This window comes from Cereibacter azotoformans (genome assembly GCF_021391315.1).
In the GTDB taxonomy this organism is placed as follows: Bacteria; Pseudomonadota; Alphaproteobacteria; order Rhodobacterales; family Rhodobacteraceae; genus Cereibacter_A; species Cereibacter_A azotoformans.
This window is the reverse complement of the sequence record NZ_CP090021.1, coordinates 2,339,511-2,357,761: the sequence shown is the minus strand read 5'-3', so window position 1 is coordinate 2,357,761 and position 18,251 is coordinate 2,339,511. Positions and strand designations below refer to the sequence as shown.

Sequence of the window (18,251 nt, the reverse complement as noted above, 5' to 3'; positions counted from 1 at the left end):
TTTGGTCTTCAAGCGACGCACTCCACGCACATGGCGGCAGCTTGCGCAGGAGGCCGTCTGGCCCCGCGGCGGCTGGTCGCGCGCCGCGCAATATGTCAAGCACCGTCTGACGCGCCTGCCCGACGAGCCGCATCGCATCGCGCGCGGCGTCTTCGCCGGGGTCTTCATCTCGTTCACGCCGCTCTTCGGCTTTCACTTCGTCGGAGCGGCGCTGCTCGCGTGGATCCTGCGCGGCAATATTCTCGCGGCCCTGCTGGCGACCTTCGTCGGCAACCCGGTCACCATGCCGCTGATCGCCTTCGGTTCGGTCGAGATCGGCCACTGGATGCTTGGCATCGACGCGCCGCTGACGATGGTTAACATCTTCAAGGCCTTTTCGGACGCCGGGACAGAACTGTGGGCGAACTTCCTGGCCATCTTCACCGAAGATGTGGCGCATTGGCGCAACCTCGCGCGGTTCTTTGAGACGATCTATCTTCCCTATCTCGTCGGCGGGATCCTTCCGGGGCTCGTCACGGGCTTCGGCTTCTACTATCTCACCATCCCCGTGATCCGCGCCTACCAGAAGCTGCGTTCCATGAAGGCCGAGGCCCGCCGGGCCCGCCTGCGCCGCCGTGGCCTCTCGGAGGCAGATGACGGCGAGGCCGGAAGCCAATAGGATGGGCAGGACAATCTGGCAACGGGCGGATGAGGAATGAGAGCTTTGGGTCGGCTGCGGCTTGGCGTGAACATCGACCATGTGGCGACGGTGCGCAACGCGCGCGGGACCGCCTATCCTGATCCGCTGCGCGCGGCGCTGCTGGCCGAGGCTGCCGGGGCGGACGGAATCACCGCGCACCTGCGCGAGGATCGCCGCCACATCCGCGACGAGGACATCACCGCGCTCATGCAGGGGCTGCGCGTGCCGCTGAACCTCGAGATGGCCACCACACCCGAGATGCAGGCGATCGCGCTGCGCCACAAGCCGCACGCGGTCTGCCTCGTGCCCGAGCGGCGCGAGGAACGCACGACCGAGGGCGGGATCGACGTGGCCGGCGACATCCCCCGCCTGACCGATTTCGTGGCGCCCCTGCGCGAGGCGGGCTGCCGCGTCTCGATGTTCATCGGCCATGACGTGCGCCAGATCGAGGCCTCGGCCGGGATCGGCGCCGCGGTGGTGGAACTGCACACCGGCCATTACTGCGATCTCATGGCCGAGGGGCGCAGCGCCGAAGCCGCCCGCGAGCTCGAGGCCCTGCGCGAAGGGGCGGCGCTGGCTCATTCGCTGGGTCTCGAGGTCCATGCCGGCCACGGGATCAGCTACGACACGGTGGCCGAGATCGCGGCCTTCCCGCAGGTGATGGAGCTGAACATCGGCCATTTCCTGATCGGTGAGGCGATTTTCCGCGGCCTCGGCAGCGCGATCGAGGGGATGCGGCGGCGAATGGACGCGGCACGCGAGGCGATGGCTTGAGCCTGCCGGAGCGAACTGCGGCATGATCCTCGGCATCGGCACCGACCTCGCCAACATCGAGCGGGTGGAGAAGACGCTGGCCCGCTTCGGCGACAGGTTCCGCAACCGCGTCTTCACACCGCTCGAACAGGCCAGAGCCGAGCGGCGGGCGGATGTGGCGGGTACCTATGCCAAGCGGTGGGCGGCCAAGGAGGCCTGTTCCAAGGCGCTCGGCACGGGCCTGCGCATGGGCATTGCCTGGAAGGACATGAGCGTGGCGAACCTCGTTACCGGGCAGCCTGTCATGGAGCTGACCGGCTGGGCGGCCGAGCGGCTGGCCGCCATGACCCCTCCGGGGCACGAGGCGATCGTGCATGTCAGCCTTACGGACGATCATCCCTGGGCGCAGGCCTTCGTGGTGATCGAGGCCCGGCCGCTGGCAGCCCCGCCAGCTTGACTCATCCCGCACCGGCGCGCATGAAGCGCCGGATTGGGCAGCCGGCCCGCAAACAGACAGGCAGAGACCATGGCGAGCAAGGCGAAAACCGAAGGCGGCATCCTCGAGACGATCAAGACAGTCGTCTATGCGCTGCTGATCGCGGGCGTGTTCCGCACGCTCTTCTTCCAGCCCTTCTGGATCCCGTCGGGGTCGATGAAGGACACGCTGCTGATCGGCGACTTTCTCTTCGTCAACAAGATGGCCTATGGCTATTCGCAATATTCCTGCCCCTTCGGCCTCTGCCCCTTTTCGGGCCGCATCCTCTCGTCCGAGCCCGAGCGCGGCGATGTGGTGGTCTTCCGCCACCCGGTGAACGGCTCGGATTTCATCAAGCGGCTGATCGGCCTGCCGGGCGACACGGTGCAGATGAGGAACGGCGTTCTCTTCCTGAACGGTCAGGAAGTCCCGCAAGAGCCCGTCGGGACCTTCGACGAGGTCTATGAGCAGCAGGGCCCGATGGGCAACCTGCCGCGCTGCGAGAACGGCCCCGTGGGCGAGGGCGGCATCTGCACCAAGAGCCGCTTCTCCGAGACCCTGCCCGGCGGCCGCACCCATCATGTGCTGAACATCGACACCAACGGCTTCGGCGACAACACCGACGTCTTCACCGTGCCCGCCGGCCATTACTTCTTCATGGGCGACAACCGCGACAACAGCCAGGACAGCCGCTACGGCCAGGCGGTGGGTGGCGTGGGCTTCGTTCCGGCCGAGAACCTGATCGGCCGCGCGGACCGGATCATGTTCTCTTCGGCCGGCCGCTCGATGCTCTATTTCTGGACCTGGCGGGCCGACCGCTTCTTCAAGGCGATCGAGTGAAACTCTCCACGGATCTCCGGGCCTTCGAGAGCCGGATCGGGCACGAGTTCCGCGAGCCCGATCGGCTGCTGCGCGCGGTCACCCACGCCTCGCTCTCGTCCGCGACCCGGCCCGACAACCAGCGGCTCGAGTTTCTGGGCGACCGGGTGCTCGGCCTCGTGATGGCCGAGGCGCTGCTCGCCGCCGACAAGGCCGCGACCGAAGGTCAGCTCGCCCCTCGCTTCAACGCGCTCGTGCGCAAGGAAACCTGTGCGGCGGTCGCGCGCGAGGTGGGCCTGGGCGACGTGCTGAAGCTCGGCCGGTCCGAGATGATGTCGGGCGGGCGCCGGAAGGAGGCCCTTCTGGGCGATGCCCTGGAAGCGGTGATCGCTGCGGTCTATCTCGATGCGGGGTTCGAGGCCGCGCGCCGGCTGGTGCTTCGGCTCTGGGGCGAGCGGATCGCGCAGGTCGAGGCCGACGCCCGCGACGCCAAGACGGCGCTTCAGGAATGGGCGCAGGCGCGCGGCCTGCCGCCGCCGTGCTATGAGGCCGTCGATCGGTCGGGGCCCGATCACGCTCCGATCTTCACGGTCGAGGTGCGGTTGGGCAACGGCGAGACGGAACGTTCGGCGGCCGGCACCAAGCGCGTGGCGGAACAGGCGGCGGCGCGGGCGCTTCTCGCGCGGATGGAGGCGAGAGATGACTGACACCACCCGCGCAGGCTTCGTGGCCCTGATCGGCGAGCCGAACGCCGGCAAATCCACCCTTCTGAACCGCATGGTCGGGGCCAAGGTCTCGATCGTGACCCACAAGGTCCAGACCACCCGCGCCCGCATCCGCGGCGTCGCGATGGAAGGCGAGACGCAGATCGTCTTCGTGGACACGCCCGGCCTCTTCCGCCCGCGCCGGCGGCTCGACCGGGCGATGGTCGCCGCCGCCTGGGGCGGGGCGGCGGATGCCGACGTGATCGTGCTGCTGGTCGAGGCGCACCGCGGCCTGACCGAGGGCACGCAGGCCATCATCGACGCGATGCGCGACCGCATCCCGCAGGGTCAGGCGGTGGCGCTCGCCATCAACAAGATCGACCGCGTGAAGGCCGAGGTGCTGCTGGGCCTCGCGCAGGAGTTGAACGCAGCCTTCCCCTTCGCCGAAACCTTCATGATCTCGGCCGAGAAGGGATATGGCGTGGACAAGCTGCGCCAGTGGCTGGCGGGCGTCCTGCCCGAAGGCCCCTGGTTCTACCCCGAGGATCAGATCGCCGATGTGCCGATGCGGGCCATCGCCGCCGAGATCACCCGCGAGAAGCTGACCCTGCGGCTGCACGAGGAGCTGCCCTACCAGCTCACCGTCGAGACCGAGGCCTGGGAGGATCGCCCCGATGGCTCGACCCGGATCGACCAGGTGGTCTATGTCGCGCGTGACGGGCACAAGGGCATCGTGCTCGGCAACAAGGGCGAGACGATCAAGCAGATCGGTCAGGCGGCCCGCGCCGAGATCGCGGCCTTCCTCGAACGCCCCGTGCATCTCTTCCTGCAGGTGAAGGTGCGGCCGAACTGGCTGGAAGAGCCCGAGCGCTATTCCGAGATGGGCCTCGACTTCAAGGACGGAGATTGACGCCGCGGCTGACGGCCGACTTCTGGGTCCGCGCCTATCTGGCGCGTCTGCGGCTGGCCGACATTCCCGCCTACGTCACCGCGAAAGGCGACGCGACCGCCGGCACCGTGCTGGTGAAATGCGCGACGCTGGACGGTCAGGCGCGGGCGTGGCACCGCTCGTTCGACCTGATGACGGGGGAGCGGACCTGGGTGGCGCTGGCCGAGGGCTCCGAGGCCGATGTGGACGCCTCGATCGCGCGGCAGCGGCGCTTCGACCCCGACCTCTGGGTGATCGAGATCGAGGACCGGCAGGGCCGCACTCTGCTGGATCAGCCGGGGCTTGCCGACTGAGCCGCCCGGCGGGATAGTGGCGTCATGCTGGAATGGCGGGACGAGGGCGCGCTTCTGTCGGTGCGCCGCCACGGCGAGAGCGCCGCGATCATCGAGGTCTTCACGGCCGCCCACGGCCGCCACCTGGGCGTGGTGCGCGGGGGTGCCTCGCGCCGGCACGCGCCGGTGTTGCAACCGGGGGCGCAGCTTGATCTGACGTGGAAGGCGCGGCTCGACGACCATATGGGCGCCTTCACGGTCGAGCCGCTGCGGGCGCGCACGGGGATCTTTGGCGATCGGCTGGCGCTGGCGGGGCTGAACGCGATCTGCGCCATGCTGCATGTGGTGCTGCCCGAGCGCGAGCCGCATGTCGGCCTCTGGCGCGAAAGCATCGAACTGATGGATGCGCTTGCGGCGCCGGGCTGGCCCGCGGCCTATCTGCGCTGGGAGATGCGGCTTCTGGAGGAGGCGGGCTTCGGCCTGGACCTGACCCGCTGCGCCGTGACCGGCAGCCGCGAGGATCTGGCCTTTGTCAGCCCCAAGACGGGCCGCGCCGTCGGTCGCGCGGCGGCGGGCGACTGGGCAGATCGGCTGTTTCCGTTGCCACTGGCGCTGTTGGGGCAGGGGCCGGCATCAAACCCGGAGGTGCGGCAGGGCTTGGCCATCACCGGCCATTTCCTCGCGCGCGAACTGCCGCTGGCGGGCCGGCCGCTGCCCGAGGCGCGGGCGAGGCTGATCGACCTCCTCGCCCGCGGCTGATGTCATTCACGAAGCGCGAATGGCGGGCGCGCTCAGTCGAGCAGGCGCCGCGCGATCACCTGCGCCTGGATCTCGGCCGCGCCCTCGAAGATGTTGAGGATCCGCGCATCGCAGAGGATGCGGCTGACCTGATATTCCAGCGCAAAGCCGTTGCCGCCGTGGATCTGCAGCGCGTTGTCGGCCGAGGCCCAGGCCACGCGGGCGCCGAGCAGCTTCGCCATCCCGGCCTCAAGGTCACAGCGCTGGCCGTGGTCCTTCTCCCATGCCGAGAAATAGGTGAGCTGCCGCGCCACCATGATCTCGACCGCCATCATGGCGAGCTTGCCGGCCACGCGCGGGAACTCGATCAGCGACTTGCCGAACTGCTTGCGGTCCTCCGCATATTGCATCCCCACTTCCAGCGCGCTCTGCGCCACGCCGATGGCTCGGGCGGCGGTCTGGATGCGGGCGCTTTCGAAGGTCTGCATCAGCTGCTTGAAGCCCTGCCCCTCGACCCCGCCCAGCAGGTTCGCGCCCTTCACGCGGAAGCCGTCGAAGCCGATTTCATATTCCTTCATGCCGCGGTAGCCGAGCACCTCGATCTCGCCGCCGGTCATGCCGGGGGTGGGGAAGGGGTTCTCGTCGGTGCCGGGCATCTTCTCGGCGAGGAACATCGACAGGCCCCGGTAGTCGGTCGTCTCGGGGTCGGTGCGGGCCAGCAGCGTCATCACATGGGTGCGCGCGGCGTGGGTGATCCAGGTCTTGTTGCCGTTCACCACCCAGTCATCGCCCTCCTTCACCGCCCGGGTGCGCAGGCTGCCAAGGTCCGAGCCGGTGTTCGGTTCGGTGAAGACCGCGGTGGGCAGGATCTCGGCGCTCGCGATCTTCGGCAGCCATTCCGCCTTCTGTTCCGGTGTGCCGCCGCAGAGGATCAGCTCGGCCGCGATCTCGGAGCGGGTGCCCAGCGAGCCCACGCCGATATAGCCGCGCGACAGTTCCTCGGAGACCACCACCATCGAGGCTTTCGACAGGCCAAAGCCGCCGAACTCCTCGGGGATGGTCAGGCCGAAGACGCCCATCTCGGCGAGCGACTCGATGATCTCCATCGGGATCAGCTCGTCCTTCATGTGCCAGCCGTGGGCGTGGGGCGCCACGCGCTCGTCGGCAAAGCGGCGGAACTGGTCGCGGATCATCTCCAGTTCCTCGTCGAGCCCGGTCGCGCCGAAGGTCGCGCGACCGTGGTTGTCGCGCATGAGGGCGACCAGCGCCGCGCGGGCGGCCGGCGTGTTGCCGGTGCGGATCAGGGTCTTCACCGCCTCGCCCGGATGGCCGAGGTCCACGCCGATGTCCTGCACCCGCGCGGTTTCGTTCTGGCTCATCGGGATGCCGCCGCGGATCTGGGCCAGATACTCGCCGAAGGCGATCTGCAGGATCAGCGCCTCGATCTCGCCAAAGCGGCCCTCGGTCTCCAGTCGTCCGGCCCAGGCGCGCATCTGGCGCAGCGACTCGACGTAGGTCGCCAGCCACGACAGCGCGTGGGCGGCATACTGGTCCTTCTCCAACGCCGCCGAGGAGACCTTGCCGTTGACCGTGACCCGCTCCTTCAGGCTGGCGCGGGCGGTTTCCAGAAGCGCCTCGACCTCCGGCAGCGCCTCGGCCGTCAGCGACAGAAGATCGGCGAGAAGCGGCTGTTCGGTCATAGTCGATCCGTCCTTCGGCATGGCGTGACTCCTCATTCTGCGACTGCGTTGACCTAATCACTTTGCAGGCGCAGCGCAACAAAAATGCGCGTGGGTGTTCAGGGGCGTAAGAAAATGGCCCACCCAATCGGGCTTCATGAAAAAGGGGCGCCGAAGCGCCCCTTGGGTTCGTCCTGCCGGGCGGGATCAGCCGATGGCCGCCGCCTTCACGTCCGCGTCGATATAGGGGACATACTGGGCGAAGTTGTTGGCGAACATCTCGACCAGCTTCTTCGCCTGTGCGTCGTAGGCCGCGGGATCCGCCCAGGTCGAGCGCGGGTCGAGCAGAGACGAGTCAACGCCGTGCAGTTCCGTCGGAACTTCGAAGCCGAAGTTCGGGTCCTTGCGGAAGGTGACGTTCGCCAGCGAACCGTCGAGCGCGGCGGTCAGCAGCGCGCGGGTGGCCTTGATCGGCATCCGCTTGCCGGTGCCGTAGGCGCCGCCGGTCCAGCCGGTGTTCACGAGCCAGCAGGTCGCGCCGAGGCTGGTGATCTTTTCCTGCAGCAGCTTGCCATAGACTTCCGGCCGGCGCGGCATGAAGGGGGCGCCGAAGCAGGTCGAGAAGGTCGGTTGCGGCTCGGTCACGCCACGCTCGGTGCCGGCGACCTTCGAGGTGAAGCCCGAGAGGAAGTGATACATCGCCTGCGCCGGGGTCAGCCGCGCGATCGGCGGCAGCACGCCGAAGGCGTCACAGGTCAGCATGATCACGTTCTTCGGGTGGCCACCCATCCCGGTCGCCGAGGCGTTGGAAATGTATTCCAGAGGATAGGCGCAGCGGGTGTTGGCCGTCAGGCTGTCGTCGTCGAAGTCGAGTTCCAGCGTTTCCTCGTTGTAGACCATGTTCTCGACCACGGTCGCGAACTTCGAGGTGGTCGCGTAGATCTCGGGCTCGGCTTCGGGCGAGAGGTTGATGGTCTTGGCGTAGCAGCCGCCCTCGAAGTTGAAGGTGCCCTTGTCCGACCAGCCATGCTCGTCGTCGCCGATCAGCGTGCGCGAGGGATCGGCCGAGAGCGTGGTCTTGCCGGTGCCCGACAGGCCGAAGAACACGGCGGCGTCGTCGGTGTTGCCAATGGCGTGGTTGGCCGAGCAGTGCATCGCCATCACGCCCTTGCCGGGCAGGATGTAGTTCAGCAGCGTGAAGACCGACTTCTTGTTCTCGCCGGCGTATTCGGTGTTGGCGATCAGGATCAGCTTCTTGTCAAAGTTGAGCGTGATCACCGTGTCGGTGCGGCAGCCGTGGCGGGCCGGATCGGCCTTGAACGACGGGCAGTTGATGACCGTCCATTCCGGCACGAAGCTGTCGAGTTCGGTGCGCTCGGGGCGGCGCAGCATGTGGCGGATGAAGAGGCCGTGCCAGGCAAGCTCGGTCACCATGCGGACGTCAAGGCGCAGCTCGGGGTCAGCGCCTGCGAACAGGTCCTGCACGAAATAGGTGCGGCCCTTCATGTGCTCGAGCATGTCGGCATGGAGGCGGTCGAAGGCCGCCGGATCCATGGGAGCGTTGTTCTCCCACCAGATCGTGTCCTCAACCGAGGGCGTGCGCACGACGAACTTGTCCTTGGGCGAGCGGCCCGTGAAGGCCCCGGTCGAGCAGAGGAAGGCGCCCCCGCGACCGAGACGGCCTTCGCCGCGCGTCACCGCGGCCTCGACCAGCGCCGGCTCGATGAGGTTGTAATGAACCTCTCCAAGTCCGGTGATGCCTTGTGCGTCCAGCGTCTGGGCTGGGTTCACGCGTCCAAAATTCATACTGCAAGCTCCCCGATGCCGCCCGAGCGGCTGTTTCCGGTCCTCCAACGGCATCCCGGGCCAATAGGATACCGGTCAGCCCCCGGAGACGGGAGCCGACAGCAAAGGTATAGCATGTCCCGGCCAAGCGACAACAGAGTGACAGCAAGGCGTTAGCGCAACCAGCGACAGGTTGGCGCAACTGATGGGCAATGACCGAGGCAAATTAGTCATTCCTTTGCATAATCGACCTCATCGTGAGGTGCGGGAGGCCCCCGATTCGCAGAAGCCTATTGATTCCTTCGGCGGAAATCTGATCATGCAGCGCATTTCGGTCACAGGCAGTTGGAGTTAAGAATATGTCCAGGATCGCCCTCGTCGATGACGACCGCAATATCCTGACTTCGGTTGCCATGACGCTCGAGGCCGAAGGGTTCGAGGTCGAGACCTACAATGACGGTCAGTCGGCGCTCGATGCCTTCAACAAGCGGATGCCGGACATGGCGGTGCTCGACATCAAGATGCCGCGCATGGATGGGATGGACCTCCTCCAGCGCCTTCGGCAGAAGACGGCGATGCCGGTGATCTTCCTCACCTCGAAGGATGACGAGATCGACGAGGTGCTCGGCCTGCGCATGGGGGCCGACGACTATGTCAAGAAGCCCTTCTCGCAGCGCCTTCTGGTCGAGCGGATCCGCGCGCTCCTGCGTCGGCAGGATGCGCTTGCCGGTGGCGAGGCGGACGTTCAGGAAGAGAACCGCATCCTGGAGCGCGGCAACCTGCGCATGGATCCGCTGCGCCATGCCGTCAGCTGGAAGGGCATCGACGTTTCGCTCACGGTGACCGAGTTCCTGCTGCTTCAGGCGCTCGCCCAGCGGCCGGGCTTCGTCAAGAGCCGGGACCAGCTGATGGATGTGGCCTATGACGATCAGGTCTATGTCGATGACCGGACCATCGACAGCCACATCAAGCGCCTGCGCAAGAAGATGCGCACGGCCGACCCGGATTTCGCCGCGATCGAGACGCTCTACGGCATCGGCTACCGCTACAACGAGGAGTGAGGGTGCGCGAAGGGGCGGGGCCATGACCGTCACGCCGACCCTGGGCCGTCCCGAGCCGGAACGCGCGCAGTCCCGGCCGCGGCCCGGAGACGTGCTTCTTGGAGAAGACTGGATCGCGCCCGACGTCGAGGGCGATCCCCTGCTTCAGAAGACAAGGGGGCGGCGCGGCATCGTCTCGCTGAACCGCTCGCCCCTTGCGCGCAAGATCATCATCTTCAACCTGCTCGCGCTGGTGATCCAGGTGTCGGGCGTGCTCTTCACCAATCCGTTCCGCGAAAATCTCGTCCTCCAGCGTGAGCAGGCCCTCGTGTCCGAGGCGCGCCTCGTGGCCAATGTCTTCGAGGCGCGGCTGGCCGCCGTGCCGGGTGCGACGCTCGACGCGCCGATGGGGATCGACATACCGGCGGCCCTCGCCTCTCTTGCGGTCGATCCGTCCATCGATCTCTTCATCCTGGACACGGTCGGCGAGGTCGTGGCGGCGGACCGCGGAACGCGGCAGCCGGATGTGGGCGAGCAGCACTCGACCCTCATCACGGACTTCCTCAACGGTGTCTGGGAAGCGGTGTCCAGCGCCTTGTCCTGGCAGGAGGAGCCGCAGACCGAGATCGACGCCGTGGCGCTGGCGCGGCAGGTCTTCGCGGGTGCGCGCGAGGGGCGCGTCAGCATCAACACGGGCCGGGACCGGAATGGGGGGGCGCTCTTTTCGGTGGCGGCGCCGATCCGGGATGGCGACCGCGTGATCGGGGTGGTGGCGATCACCTCGGCTGCGGGCGAGATCGACCGGCTCGTCCGCCATGAGCGCGAGCAGATCCTGCAGATGTTCGTGGTCGCGCTCTTTGTCTCCATCGGGCTCAGTCTCGTGCTGGCCTCGACCATCGCCAACCCGCTGGCCGACCTCGCAGCGGCGGCGGAACTGGGACGCGACCGGGACGCGCGCAAGATGGCGCCCGGCCGGGTGCGCATTCCCGACCTGACCGCCCGTCCCGACGAGATCGGGCGCCTCTCCATCGCGATGCGCGGCATGGTGGCCGCACTTTATGACCGGATCGACGCGAACGAGCAGTTCGCCTCGGACGTGGCGCACGAGATCAAGAACCCGCTCGCCTCGCTGCGCTCGGCCGTGGGAACCCTCCGGCTGGCGAAGCGCGACGAGCAGCGCGAAAGGCTGCTGGATGTGATCGAACATGATGTGCGTCGGCTGGACCGTCTGGTCAGCGACATTTCCAACGCCTCGCGGCTGGACAGCGAACTGGTCAAGGAAGAGGAGGAGGAGTTCGACCTTCTGCGCACCCTCTCGAACCTCGGGGAATATCTCGGCAAGCAGGCGGCCGAGAAGGGGGTGGATTTCATCGCCGATCTGCCGGCCGAGCCTATCCGCATCCGGGGGCTCGAGGCGCGGCTTGCGCAGGTGTTCGTCAATCTCATCACGAACGCGCTCTCCTTCTGCGAAGAGGGGGATGCAGTGAGGGTCTGGGCGCGCCGCCGCGAGAACCGCGTTCTGGTGGTGGTCGAGGATACCGGGCCGGGCGTGCCCGAACAGGCGCTCACCAAGATCTTCCGCCGCTTCTACTCGGAACGTCCGGCGGGCCAGTTCGGCAATCACTCGGGGCTCGGGCTTGCCATCTCCAAGCAGATCGTCGAATCGCATGGGGGCGTGATCTGGGCCGAGAACATCCGTCCGACCAGCGCCGACATCACCTCCGAGCCGCTGGGCGCGCGCTTCGTGGTCGGTCTGCCGCTGTGAGCGGGCAGGGCCGCACGATCCTCCATGCCAGTTGCGTCGCGCTGGACGGGCGGGCGCTGCTGATCCTCGGGCCGTCGGGTGCCGGCAAGTCGTCGCTCGCGCTCGAGATGATCGGGCTGGGCGCGCGGCTGGTGGCCGACGACCGGACGGAGCTTGAGCGTCAGGGCGAGGCTCTGATCGCCCGCAGCCCGCCCGCGCTTGCCGGCCTGATCGAGGCGCGGGGTCTGGGCATCCTGCGCGCCCCGTTCATTCACGAAGCGCGAGTGGCATTGGCTGTCGATATGGGCAGGCGCGAGACGGAGCGTTTGCCACAGATCCATAACATTCAGGTGCTCGGAGTGCCTCTCGACCTTGTGCTCGGGCAGGAAGGCAGCCATTTTTCCTCTGCGCTTCTGCTCCGACTCCGATCGGGGCGTGTCGCCTGAACGCAACTGATCTTGGACCTTATGTCAGAGCCTGCGCAGGAATACCGGCTCGTGTTGGTGACCGGCCCTTCGGGAGCGGGTCGCACGACGGCGGTCAATGCGCTCGAGGACATGGGCTACGAGGTCATCGACAACCTGCCCCTCTCCTTCGTTCCCCGACTGATCGAAGGGCCCGCAATCGGGCCGCCGATCGCGCTGGGGCTTGACGTGCGCAACCGCGACTTCAACGCCACCGCCCTGATCGAGCTGATCGACGGGCTGACGCAGGATGCCCGCGTCCAGCTCGAGGTGCTCTATGTGGACTGCTCCGCCTCGGAGCTGATCCGCCGTTACAGCCAGACGCGGCGGCGGCATCCGCTCGCCCCGGCGGAAACGCCGGCCGAAGGGGTGGAGCGCGAGATCGACCTGCTCGCGCCCGTTCGCGCGCGCGCCGACCACCTGATCGACACCTCCGAGATGTCGCCCCACGACCTCAAGGCCGAGCTGGCCCGCTGGTTCGATCGGGGTGCGGCAACCCGTCTTGCGGTATCGGTGCAGTCCTTCTCCTACAAGCGGGGCGTTCCGCGGGGGGTGGACATGATCTTTGACTGCCGGTTTCTGAGAAATCCCTACTGGGTCGAAAGCCTGCGCGCGCTCGACGGGCGAGATGCCGCCGTTGAGGACTACATCCGCTCGGATCCGCGTTTCGCCCCGTTCCTCGAGAAGCTGCGCGAGCTTGTCCTGTTCCTGCTGCCGGCGCAGCTTGAGGAGGGAAAGGCGCATCTCTCCATCGGCTTCGGCTGCACGGGCGGGCAGCACCGCTCGGTTGCGGTGGCCGAGATCCTGGGCAAGGCGCTTGCGGAGGCCGGCTGGCCGGTGTCAAAACGGCACAGGGAACTGGAACGCAGGGCAGCCGCGGTGCTCCCCACGCATCAGGGTGAGAAGGCGTGATCGGTATCGTCATCGTTGCGCACGGCGGTCTGGCCAGGGAGTATCTCGCGGCGGTCGAGCATGTGGTGGGCAAGCAGGAGGCGATGGCCGCCATCGCGATCGAGGACGATCATGACCGCGCCGCAAAGCAGGCCGAGATCAGCGCCGCCGCCCGCTCGGTCGATCGGGGGGCGGGCGTGGTCGTGGTGACGGACATGTTCGGCGGCTCGCCCTCGAATCTGTCGCTGCCGGCCTGCACCGCCCGTGACCGGCGGATCATCTACGGCGCCAACCTGCCCATGCTCATCAAACTGGCGAAGTCGCGCGAGCTGGCCGTGCCCGAGGCGGTGGCGCTGGCGCTGGATGCGGGCCGGAAATACATCAACAGCCTCGATCTTGGCGGCGGGATGGAATGATTGAACGCGAACTTCTGATTGTGAATGAAAAGGGCCTGCACGCGCGGGCCTCGGCGAAGTTCGTCGAGGTGGTCGAGCGGCATGACGCGCAGGCCGAGGTGTCCAAGGACGGCATGGTGGTGTCGGGGGACTCCATCATGGGGCTCCTGATGCTCGCCGCGTCGCGCGGGACCTCGATCCGGGTCAAGACCATGGGGACCGAGGCCGCCGCTCTGGCCGATGCGCTTTCGACGCTGGTCGCGGACCGCTTCGGCGAGGATATGTAGCCGGGCGGCGGATCAGCGCGTCGGCACCGGCGTTTCGCCCCGATAGTCGTAGAACCCCCGGTCGGTCTTGCGGCCGAGCCAGCCGGCCTCGACATATTTCACCAGAAGCGGGCAGGGCCGGTATTTCGTATCCGCAAGCCCGTCGTGCAGGACGTTCATGATGGCCAGGCAGGTGTCGAGCCCGATGAAATCGGCCAGCTCCAGCGGCCCCATCGGATGGTTCGCCCCGAGCTTCATCGACTCATCGATCGATCGGACCGAGCCCACCCCTTCATAGAGCGTATAGACCGCCTCGTTGATCATCGGCATCAGGATGCGGTTGACGATGAAGGCCGGGAAGTCCTCGGCGCTGGCGGCGGTCTTGCCGAGGCTCTGCACCACCTTCAGCAGCGCCTGATAGGTCGGATCGTCGGTCGCAATGCCCCGGATCAGCTCGACGAGCTGCATGACCGGCACGGGGTTCATGAAGTGGAAGCCCATGAACTTCTCGGGCCGATCCGTGCGCGAGGCCAGCCGCGTGATCGAGATCGAGGAGGTGTTCGAGGTCAGGATCGTGTGCGGCAGCAGGTGGGGCACCAGATCCTCGAAGATCGCCTGCTTGACCGTCTCTCGCTCGGTCGCGGCCTCGATCACGAGATCGCTTTTCGCGATGTCGGTGAGGGTCAGCGTGGTGCGGATGCGCGAGAGGGCGGCGGTCTTTTCTTCCTCGGTGATCTTTCCGCGCGAGACCTGCCGCTCCATGTTGCGGCCGATGATCGAGAGGGCCTTGTTCAGACCTTCGGCGCTGATGTCGTTCAGCAGAACGTCGTAACCGGCCAGCGAGAAGACATGCGCGATGCCGCTGCCCATCTGTCCCGCGCCAACGACGCCGACCTTGCGGATCTCCATGATGTCCCTCCTGCTGACCCGGGCGAACAATAGGCGCGGTGCCGCGGCGCACGCAAGGGCGGCGCCGGTCCGCAAGCTGGTGAAACTTCGCGTCGAATGCAGCTCTTAGGCATTTGGCAACGCGTCGCCGCCATCCTTGCGGGTGGGTGAACTATCAAGGTGGGTGTCATGGCGTTCGCATATCAGGGCGAAGGCGCGCTGGACTATTTTCCGTGCCGGTATGGCGCGTCGAAACTGCTGTTCCGTGGGCCGCGTCGAAGTCTGGAAGGGAGCTTTTGTGCCGTTCTCGGGGGGACCGAGACCTACGGGAAATTCGTGCCGCGGCCCTTTCCCGATCTGCTGGAGGAGGCGACGGGGCTGCGCATGGTCAACCTTGGCTGCATGAACGCCGGGATCGACGTCTTTCTGAACGACCCGACGGTGGTGCAGATCGCCAGTCGGTCGTCGCTCGCCATCGTTCAGGTGGTGGGCGCGGCGAACCTGACGAACCGGCTCTACGCGGTGCATCCTCGGCGGAACGATCGGTTCCTGTCGGCCTCGGCGGTGCTGCAGGCCATGTATCGCGAGGTGGACTTCGCCGATTTCTCCTTTACCCGGCACATGATGCAGACGCTTCACGCCGTCTCTCCGGGCAAGTTCGAGCAGGTGGCGGCCGAGTTGCGGGCGGCATGGGTGGCCCGGATGCACACGCTTCTGGGTCGGATCACCGCGCCCACCCTGCTTCTGTGGATCGCCAACCATGCTCCGCCGCACGGTCAGCCCCTGACGCCGGATGTCTCGCCGCTGCTGATCGACGCCGACATGATCGCGGCGGTGCGGCCCCATGCGACGCATTACCTCGAGGTGGTCACCTCGCCCGAGGCCGGCGCCGCAGGCACGGCGGGGATGCGCTTTCCGCCCCTCGATGCGGCCGTTGCGGCCGAGGTGCCGGGGCTCGCGGTCCATGCCGAGGTGGCGGCGGCGCTCGCCCCGGTTCTGATGCGGCTGATATGAAACGGGCGCCCCTTGGGGCGCCCGCCGACAGCTCCGGTTCCGCGAGGGTCAGAGTTTGCCGGTCAGTTCCGGCACGAGGGTGAAGAGGTCGCCCACGAGTCCGTAGTCGGCCACCTGGAAGATCGGGGCCTCCTCGTCCTTGTTGATGGCGACGATGACCTTCGAGTCCTTCATCCCCGCGAGGTGCTGGATCGCGCCCGAGATGCCGACCGCAATGTAAAGCTGGGGCGCCACGACCTTGCCGGTCTGGCCCACCTGCCAGTCGTTCGGCGCATAGCCCGAGTCGACCGCCGCCCGCGAGGCACCGACCGCCGCGCCGAGCTTGTCGGCCAACTGCTCGATCATGGCGAAGTTCTCTTCCGAACCGATGCCGCGACCGCCCGAGACCACGATCCTGGCCGAGGTCAGCTCGGGGCGGTCCGAGGCCGCCACCTTGTCCTCGACCCACGACGACAGACCCTTGTCGCCGGTGGCCGCGATCGTCTCGACCGGGGCCGAGCCGCCCTTGCCGGTGGCCTCGAAGGTCGCCGTCCGCACGGTGGCGACCTTGGTTGCGTCCGCGCTCTTGACCGTCTGGACCGCGTTGCCGGCGTAGATCGGGCGCTCGAACGTGTCGGCATCCACGACCGCCGTGATCTCCGAGATCACCATCACGTCGAGCAGGGCGGCCACCCGCGGCATCACGTTCTTGGCGGCCGAGGTGGCCGGGGCCAGAATGTGGCTGTAGGAGGGGGCGAGGCTCAGGATCAGGTCGGCGAGCGGCTCGGCCAGACCATTGCCATAGGCCGCATCATCGGCCGCCAGCACCTTGGCCACGCCCTCGAACGACGCGGCTTCGGCGGCCGCCCCGTCCACGCCGGTTCCCGCGACGAGCACCGTCACGTCGCCCAGGGCCCTGGCCGCGCTCAGGGCCTTGGCGGTCGAGTCCGCGCCCAGCGTGCCGCCGGTCACTTCGGCAATCAGGAGAACGGCCATCAGATCACCCCCGCTTCGTCTTTCAGTTTCACGATCAGCTCATCCACCGAGCCGACCTTGACCCCCGCCTTGCGCCCGGCCGGCTCCGAGGTCTTCACCACGGTCAGCCGCGGCGTCACGTCCACGCCGAAGTCGGCCGCGCTCTTTTCCTCGAGCGGTTTTTTCTTGGCCTTCATGATGTTGGGAAGCGACGCATAGCGCGGCTCGTTCATCCGCAGGTCCACGGTGACGATGGTGGGCATCGTGACCCGGATCGTCTGCATGCCGCCGTCCACCTCGCGGGTGACGATGGCCGCGTCGCCCTCGATCGCGAGGTCCGAGGCGAAGGTGGCCTGGCTCCAGCCAAGCAGCGCGGACAGCATCTGGCCGGTGGCGTTCATGTCATTGTCGATGGCCTGCTTGCCGCAGATCACGAGGCCGGGCTGTTCGGCCTCGACCACGCCCTTGAGGATCTTGGCCACCGCCAGCGGCTCGATGTCCTGATGGACGTCCGAGGCCGCCTCGACGAGGATCGCGCGGTCGGCGCCCATCGCGAGCGCCGTGCGCAGCGTCTCCTGCGCCTGTTTGACGCCGATCGAGACAACCACCACTTCGGTCGCCGTGCCGGCCTCGCGCAGACGGATCGCCGCTTCGACCGCGATTTCGTCGAACGGGTTCATCGACATCTTCACGTTCGCAAGATCGACCCCGCTTCCGTCCGCCTTCACGCGGACCTTCACGTTGTAGTCGATCACGCGCTTGACAGGCACCAGAACCTTCATCAGTGGCAATCTCCCTTCTCATCCGCCCTCGCGGGCTAGCTCTCCGCAACTTTGTTAGCCGCATCGATCCAGCGACAACAGATCAAAACCGACGATCGGACCGCGTCCGACGCCGCGTCCTCATGCGTCCTTATGCCTCACGCGTGAGGCCGGGAACCCACAGGACATCGGAACGGCCGTCGTCATTGGCGATGCGGCCGGCCACGAAGAACCAGTCGGACAGCCGGTTCAGGTAGCGCAGCGCCTCGGGGTTGACCGATTCCACCGCGGCCAGTTCGACCACCTTGCGCTCCGCCCGCCGGCAGACCGTCCGGCAGAGATGGAGCTGTGCGGCCAGCGCCGTGCCGCCGGGCAGGATGAAGCTGCGCAGAGGCTCGAGCCGCGCGTTCATCGCGTCGATCTCGCGTTCGAGGCGGGCGACCTGCGCGGCGATGATGCGGAGCGGCGTGTAGTCCGCCTCGTGGTCGCGCTCCATCTCGGGGCGGCAGAGATCGGCGCCCAGATCGAAGAGGTCGTTCGAGATCCGGGCAAGCGCCGCCTGCAGCTCGCCCTCGGCATGGAGCCGGGCGAGGCCGACGGTGGCGTTGGTCTCGTCAACCGTACCGTAGGCGGTGACGCGGGACGAATGCTTGGCCACCCGCGCGCCGTTGCCCAGGGCGGTGTCGCCGGCGTCGCCGGTCCGCGTGTAGATCCTCGACAGGACAACCATTCAGAAACCTCCGGTTTGGCGGAATGCGACGAAAAGCAGGATCAGGACGACGGCGATGGCCTGCGCGATGATGCGCCAGCGCATGAGCCGGTTGGAGTGCTTGCGATTGAACTCGCCTCCACGGGCAAAGCCGCCGATCCCGATCATCAGGATCACCAGCACCCCCAGCACGGCAAGGACGACGACGACGAACAGCGGGTCCTGCAGCATGGCTTCCCTCTCGATTGCCGGCGTGATGTAGGCGCTCAGAC

General features: G+C 67.2%; 22 protein-coding genes. 15 read left to right on the top strand and 7 right to left on the bottom strand.

Going from position 1 to position 18,251, the window contains the following annotated elements:
- The first annotated feature begins 1 nt into the window (after position 1).
- The 8 genes from LV780_RS11825 to recO all read left to right on the top strand — a co-directional run bounded on the left by LV780_RS11825 (position 2) and on the right by recO (position 5,410).
- The gene (locus LV780_RS11825; RefSeq protein ID WP_011909524.1) at positions 2-658 is read left to right on the top strand and encodes a DUF2062 domain-containing protein; all 657 of its coding nucleotides are present in this window, start codon (positions 2-4) and stop codon (positions 656-658) included.
- A gap of 36 nt (positions 659-694) precedes the next feature.
- On the top strand, positions 695-1,453 hold the full coding sequence (locus LV780_RS11820) for a pyridoxine 5'-phosphate synthase (protein ID WP_044248295.1): 759 nt from the start codon (positions 695-697) through the stop codon (positions 1,451-1,453).
- Positions 1,454-1,475: 22 nt separating this feature from the next.
- Positions 1,476-1,889, top strand: a complete 414-nt coding sequence (gene acpS / locus LV780_RS11815) for a holo-ACP synthase (protein WP_011909522.1) — start codon at positions 1,476-1,478, stop codon at positions 1,887-1,889.
- Positions 1,890-1,958: 69 nt separating this feature from the next.
- Positions 1,959-2,747, top strand: a complete 789-nt coding sequence (gene lepB / locus LV780_RS11810; protein ID WP_011909521.1) for a signal peptidase I — start codon at positions 1,959-1,961, stop codon at positions 2,745-2,747.
- Positions 2,744-3,433, top strand: coding sequence for a ribonuclease III (gene rnc / locus LV780_RS11805; protein WP_101341928.1), 690 nt, complete (start codon positions 2,744-2,746; stop codon positions 3,431-3,433). Before lepB ends, rnc begins: the two co-directional genes overlap by 4 nt.
- Positions 3,426-4,340 carry a GTPase Era gene (gene era / locus LV780_RS11800; protein WP_011909519.1) on the top strand — a complete coding sequence of 305 codons (915 nt, stop codon included), beginning with the start codon at positions 3,426-3,428 and terminating at the stop codon, positions 4,338-4,340. Before rnc ends, era begins: the two co-directional genes overlap by 8 nt.
- The gene (locus LV780_RS11795; RefSeq protein WP_108220943.1) at positions 4,337-4,672 is read left to right on the top strand and encodes a DUF1491 family protein; all 336 of its coding nucleotides are present in this window, start codon (positions 4,337-4,339) and stop codon (positions 4,670-4,672) included. Before era ends, LV780_RS11795 begins: the two co-directional genes overlap by 4 nt.
- Positions 4,673-4,696: 24 nt before the next feature.
- Positions 4,697-5,410 (top strand): DNA repair protein RecO, encoded by a 714-nt coding sequence (gene recO / locus LV780_RS11790; protein ID WP_108220944.1) that lies wholly within the window; start codon positions 4,697-4,699, stop codon positions 5,408-5,410.
- Between the two features lie 32 nt (positions 5,411-5,442).
- Here recO and LV780_RS11785 read toward each other — a convergent pair whose 3' ends face one another.
- Positions 5,443-7,110: an acyl-CoA dehydrogenase family protein gene (locus LV780_RS11785; protein WP_108220945.1), complete on the bottom strand. Its 1,668-nt coding sequence runs from the start codon at positions 7,108-7,110 to the stop codon at positions 5,443-5,445.
- 165 nt (positions 7,111-7,275) lie between these two features.
- Positions 7,276-8,874, bottom strand: coding sequence for a phosphoenolpyruvate carboxykinase (locus LV780_RS11780; RefSeq protein ID WP_108220946.1), 1,599 nt, complete (start codon positions 8,872-8,874; stop codon positions 7,276-7,278).
- A gap of 338 nt (positions 8,875-9,212) precedes the next feature.
- On the opposite strand from LV780_RS11780, the gene LV780_RS11775 reads away from it, so the two are divergent.
- The 6 genes from LV780_RS11775 to LV780_RS11750 are packed head-to-tail and all read left to right on the top strand — an operon-like array spanning position 9,213 to position 13,674.
- Complete coding sequence (locus LV780_RS11775; RefSeq protein ID WP_044248284.1) at positions 9,213-9,914, top strand: response regulator transcription factor; 702 nt, start codon at positions 9,213-9,215, stop codon at positions 9,912-9,914.
- Between the two features lie 22 nt (positions 9,915-9,936).
- Positions 9,937-11,658: a sensor histidine kinase gene (locus tag LV780_RS11770; RefSeq protein ID WP_108220947.1), complete on the top strand. Its 1,722-nt coding sequence runs from the start codon at positions 9,937-9,939 to the stop codon at positions 11,656-11,658.
- Positions 11,655-12,083: an HPr kinase/phosphorylase gene (locus LV780_RS11765; protein WP_108220948.1), complete on the top strand. Its 429-nt coding sequence runs from the start codon at positions 11,655-11,657 to the stop codon at positions 12,081-12,083. The genes LV780_RS11770 and LV780_RS11765 overlap by 4 nt, the downstream gene beginning before the upstream one ends.
- A 21-nt stretch (positions 12,084-12,104) precedes the next feature.
- Positions 12,105-13,013: an RNase adapter RapZ gene (rapZ, locus tag LV780_RS11760; protein ID WP_011909511.1), complete on the top strand. Its 909-nt coding sequence runs from the start codon at positions 12,105-12,107 to the stop codon at positions 13,011-13,013.
- The gene (locus LV780_RS11755; protein ID WP_011909510.1) at positions 13,010-13,408 is read left to right on the top strand and encodes a PTS sugar transporter subunit IIA; all 399 of its coding nucleotides are present in this window, start codon (positions 13,010-13,012) and stop codon (positions 13,406-13,408) included. The genes rapZ and LV780_RS11755 overlap by 4 nt, the downstream gene beginning before the upstream one ends.
- The gene (locus LV780_RS11750; RefSeq protein WP_011909509.1) at positions 13,405-13,674 is read left to right on the top strand and encodes an HPr family phosphocarrier protein; all 270 of its coding nucleotides are present in this window, start codon (positions 13,405-13,407) and stop codon (positions 13,672-13,674) included. Before LV780_RS11755 ends, LV780_RS11750 begins: the two co-directional genes overlap by 4 nt.
- 12 nt (positions 13,675-13,686) lie before the next feature.
- On the opposite strand, the gene LV780_RS11745 is transcribed toward LV780_RS11750, so the two are convergent.
- Positions 13,687-14,562: a 3-hydroxybutyryl-CoA dehydrogenase gene (locus tag LV780_RS11745; RefSeq protein ID WP_101341935.1), complete on the bottom strand. Its 876-nt coding sequence runs from the start codon at positions 14,560-14,562 to the stop codon at positions 13,687-13,689.
- Between the two features lie 168 nt (positions 14,563-14,730).
- On the opposite strand from LV780_RS11745, the gene LV780_RS11740 reads away from it, so the two are divergent.
- Positions 14,731-15,555, top strand: coding sequence for a DUF6473 family protein (locus LV780_RS11740; protein WP_011909507.1), 825 nt, complete (start codon positions 14,731-14,733; stop codon positions 15,553-15,555).
- Positions 15,556-15,603: 48 nt separating this feature from the next.
- On the opposite strand, the gene LV780_RS11735 is transcribed toward LV780_RS11740, so the two are convergent.
- The 4 genes from LV780_RS11735 to LV780_RS11720 form a co-directional block, all read right to left on the bottom strand.
- Entirely contained in the window at positions 15,604-16,530 is a 927-nt protein-coding gene (locus LV780_RS11735) for an electron transfer flavoprotein subunit alpha/FixB family protein (RefSeq protein WP_108220949.1), read from the bottom strand.
- Positions 16,530-17,291, bottom strand: coding sequence for an electron transfer flavoprotein subunit beta/FixA family protein (locus tag LV780_RS11730; RefSeq protein WP_101341938.1), 762 nt, complete (start codon positions 17,289-17,291; stop codon positions 16,530-16,532). Before LV780_RS11730 ends, LV780_RS11735 begins: the two co-directional genes overlap by 1 nt.
- 130 nt (positions 17,292-17,421) lie before the next feature.
- Positions 17,422-18,000: a cob(I)yrinic acid a,c-diamide adenosyltransferase gene (locus LV780_RS11725; RefSeq protein WP_108220950.1), complete on the bottom strand. Its 579-nt coding sequence runs from the start codon at positions 17,998-18,000 to the stop codon at positions 17,422-17,424.
- Positions 18,001-18,210, bottom strand: a complete 210-nt coding sequence (locus tag LV780_RS11720) for a twin transmembrane helix small protein (RefSeq protein WP_011909503.1) — start codon at positions 18,208-18,210, stop codon at positions 18,001-18,003.
- Between the last annotated feature and the right edge of the window lie 41 nt (positions 18,211-18,251).

Bases quoted from the DNA above. Each gene is read 5' to 3' on its own strand.
- LV780_RS11820 (WP_044248295.1), top strand. From the start codon at position 695: ATGAGAGCTTTGGGTCGGCTGCGGCTTGGCGTGAACATCGACCATGTG.
- acpS (WP_011909522.1), top strand. From the start codon at position 1,476: ATGATCCTCGGCATCGGCACCGACCTCGCCAACATCGAGCGGGTGGAG.
- lepB (WP_011909521.1), top strand. From the start codon at position 1,959: ATGGCGAGCAAGGCGAAAACCGAAGGCGGCATCCTCGAGACGATCAAG.
- era (WP_011909519.1), top strand. From the start codon at position 3,426: ATGACTGACACCACCCGCGCAGGCTTCGTGGCCCTGATCGGCGAGCCG.
- recO (WP_108220944.1), top strand. From the start codon at position 4,697: ATGCTGGAATGGCGGGACGAGGGCGCGCTTCTGTCGGTGCGCCGCCAC.
- LV780_RS11785 (WP_108220945.1), bottom strand. From the start codon at position 7,110: ATGCCGAAGGACGGATCGACTATGACCGAACAGCCGCTTCTCGCCGAT.
- LV780_RS11780 (WP_108220946.1), bottom strand. From the start codon at position 8,874: ATGAATTTTGGACGCGTGAACCCAGCCCAGACGCTGGACGCACAAGGC.
- LV780_RS11775 (WP_044248284.1), top strand. From the start codon at position 9,213: ATGTCCAGGATCGCCCTCGTCGATGACGACCGCAATATCCTGACTTCG.
- LV780_RS11770 (WP_108220947.1), top strand. From the start codon at position 9,937: ATGACCGTCACGCCGACCCTGGGCCGTCCCGAGCCGGAACGCGCGCAG.
- rapZ (WP_011909511.1), top strand. From the start codon at position 12,105: ATGTCAGAGCCTGCGCAGGAATACCGGCTCGTGTTGGTGACCGGCCCT.
- LV780_RS11750 (WP_011909509.1), top strand. From the start codon at position 13,405: ATGATTGAACGCGAACTTCTGATTGTGAATGAAAAGGGCCTGCACGCG.
- LV780_RS11745 (WP_101341935.1), bottom strand. From the start codon at position 14,562: ATGGAGATCCGCAAGGTCGGCGTCGTTGGCGCGGGACAGATGGGCAGC.
- LV780_RS11740 (WP_011909507.1), top strand. From the start codon at position 14,731: ATGGCGTTCGCATATCAGGGCGAAGGCGCGCTGGACTATTTTCCGTGC.
- LV780_RS11735 (WP_108220949.1), bottom strand. From the start codon at position 16,530: ATGGCCGTTCTCCTGATTGCCGAAGTGACCGGCGGCACGCTGGGCGCG.
- LV780_RS11730 (WP_101341938.1), bottom strand. From the start codon at position 17,291: ATGAAGGTTCTGGTGCCTGTCAAGCGCGTGATCGACTACAACGTGAAG.
- LV780_RS11725 (WP_108220950.1), bottom strand. From the start codon at position 18,000: ATGGTTGTCCTGTCGAGGATCTACACGCGGACCGGCGACGCCGGCGAC.
- LV780_RS11720 (WP_011909503.1), bottom strand. From the start codon at position 18,210: ATGCTGCAGGACCCGCTGTTCGTCGTCGTCGTCCTTGCCGTGCTGGGG.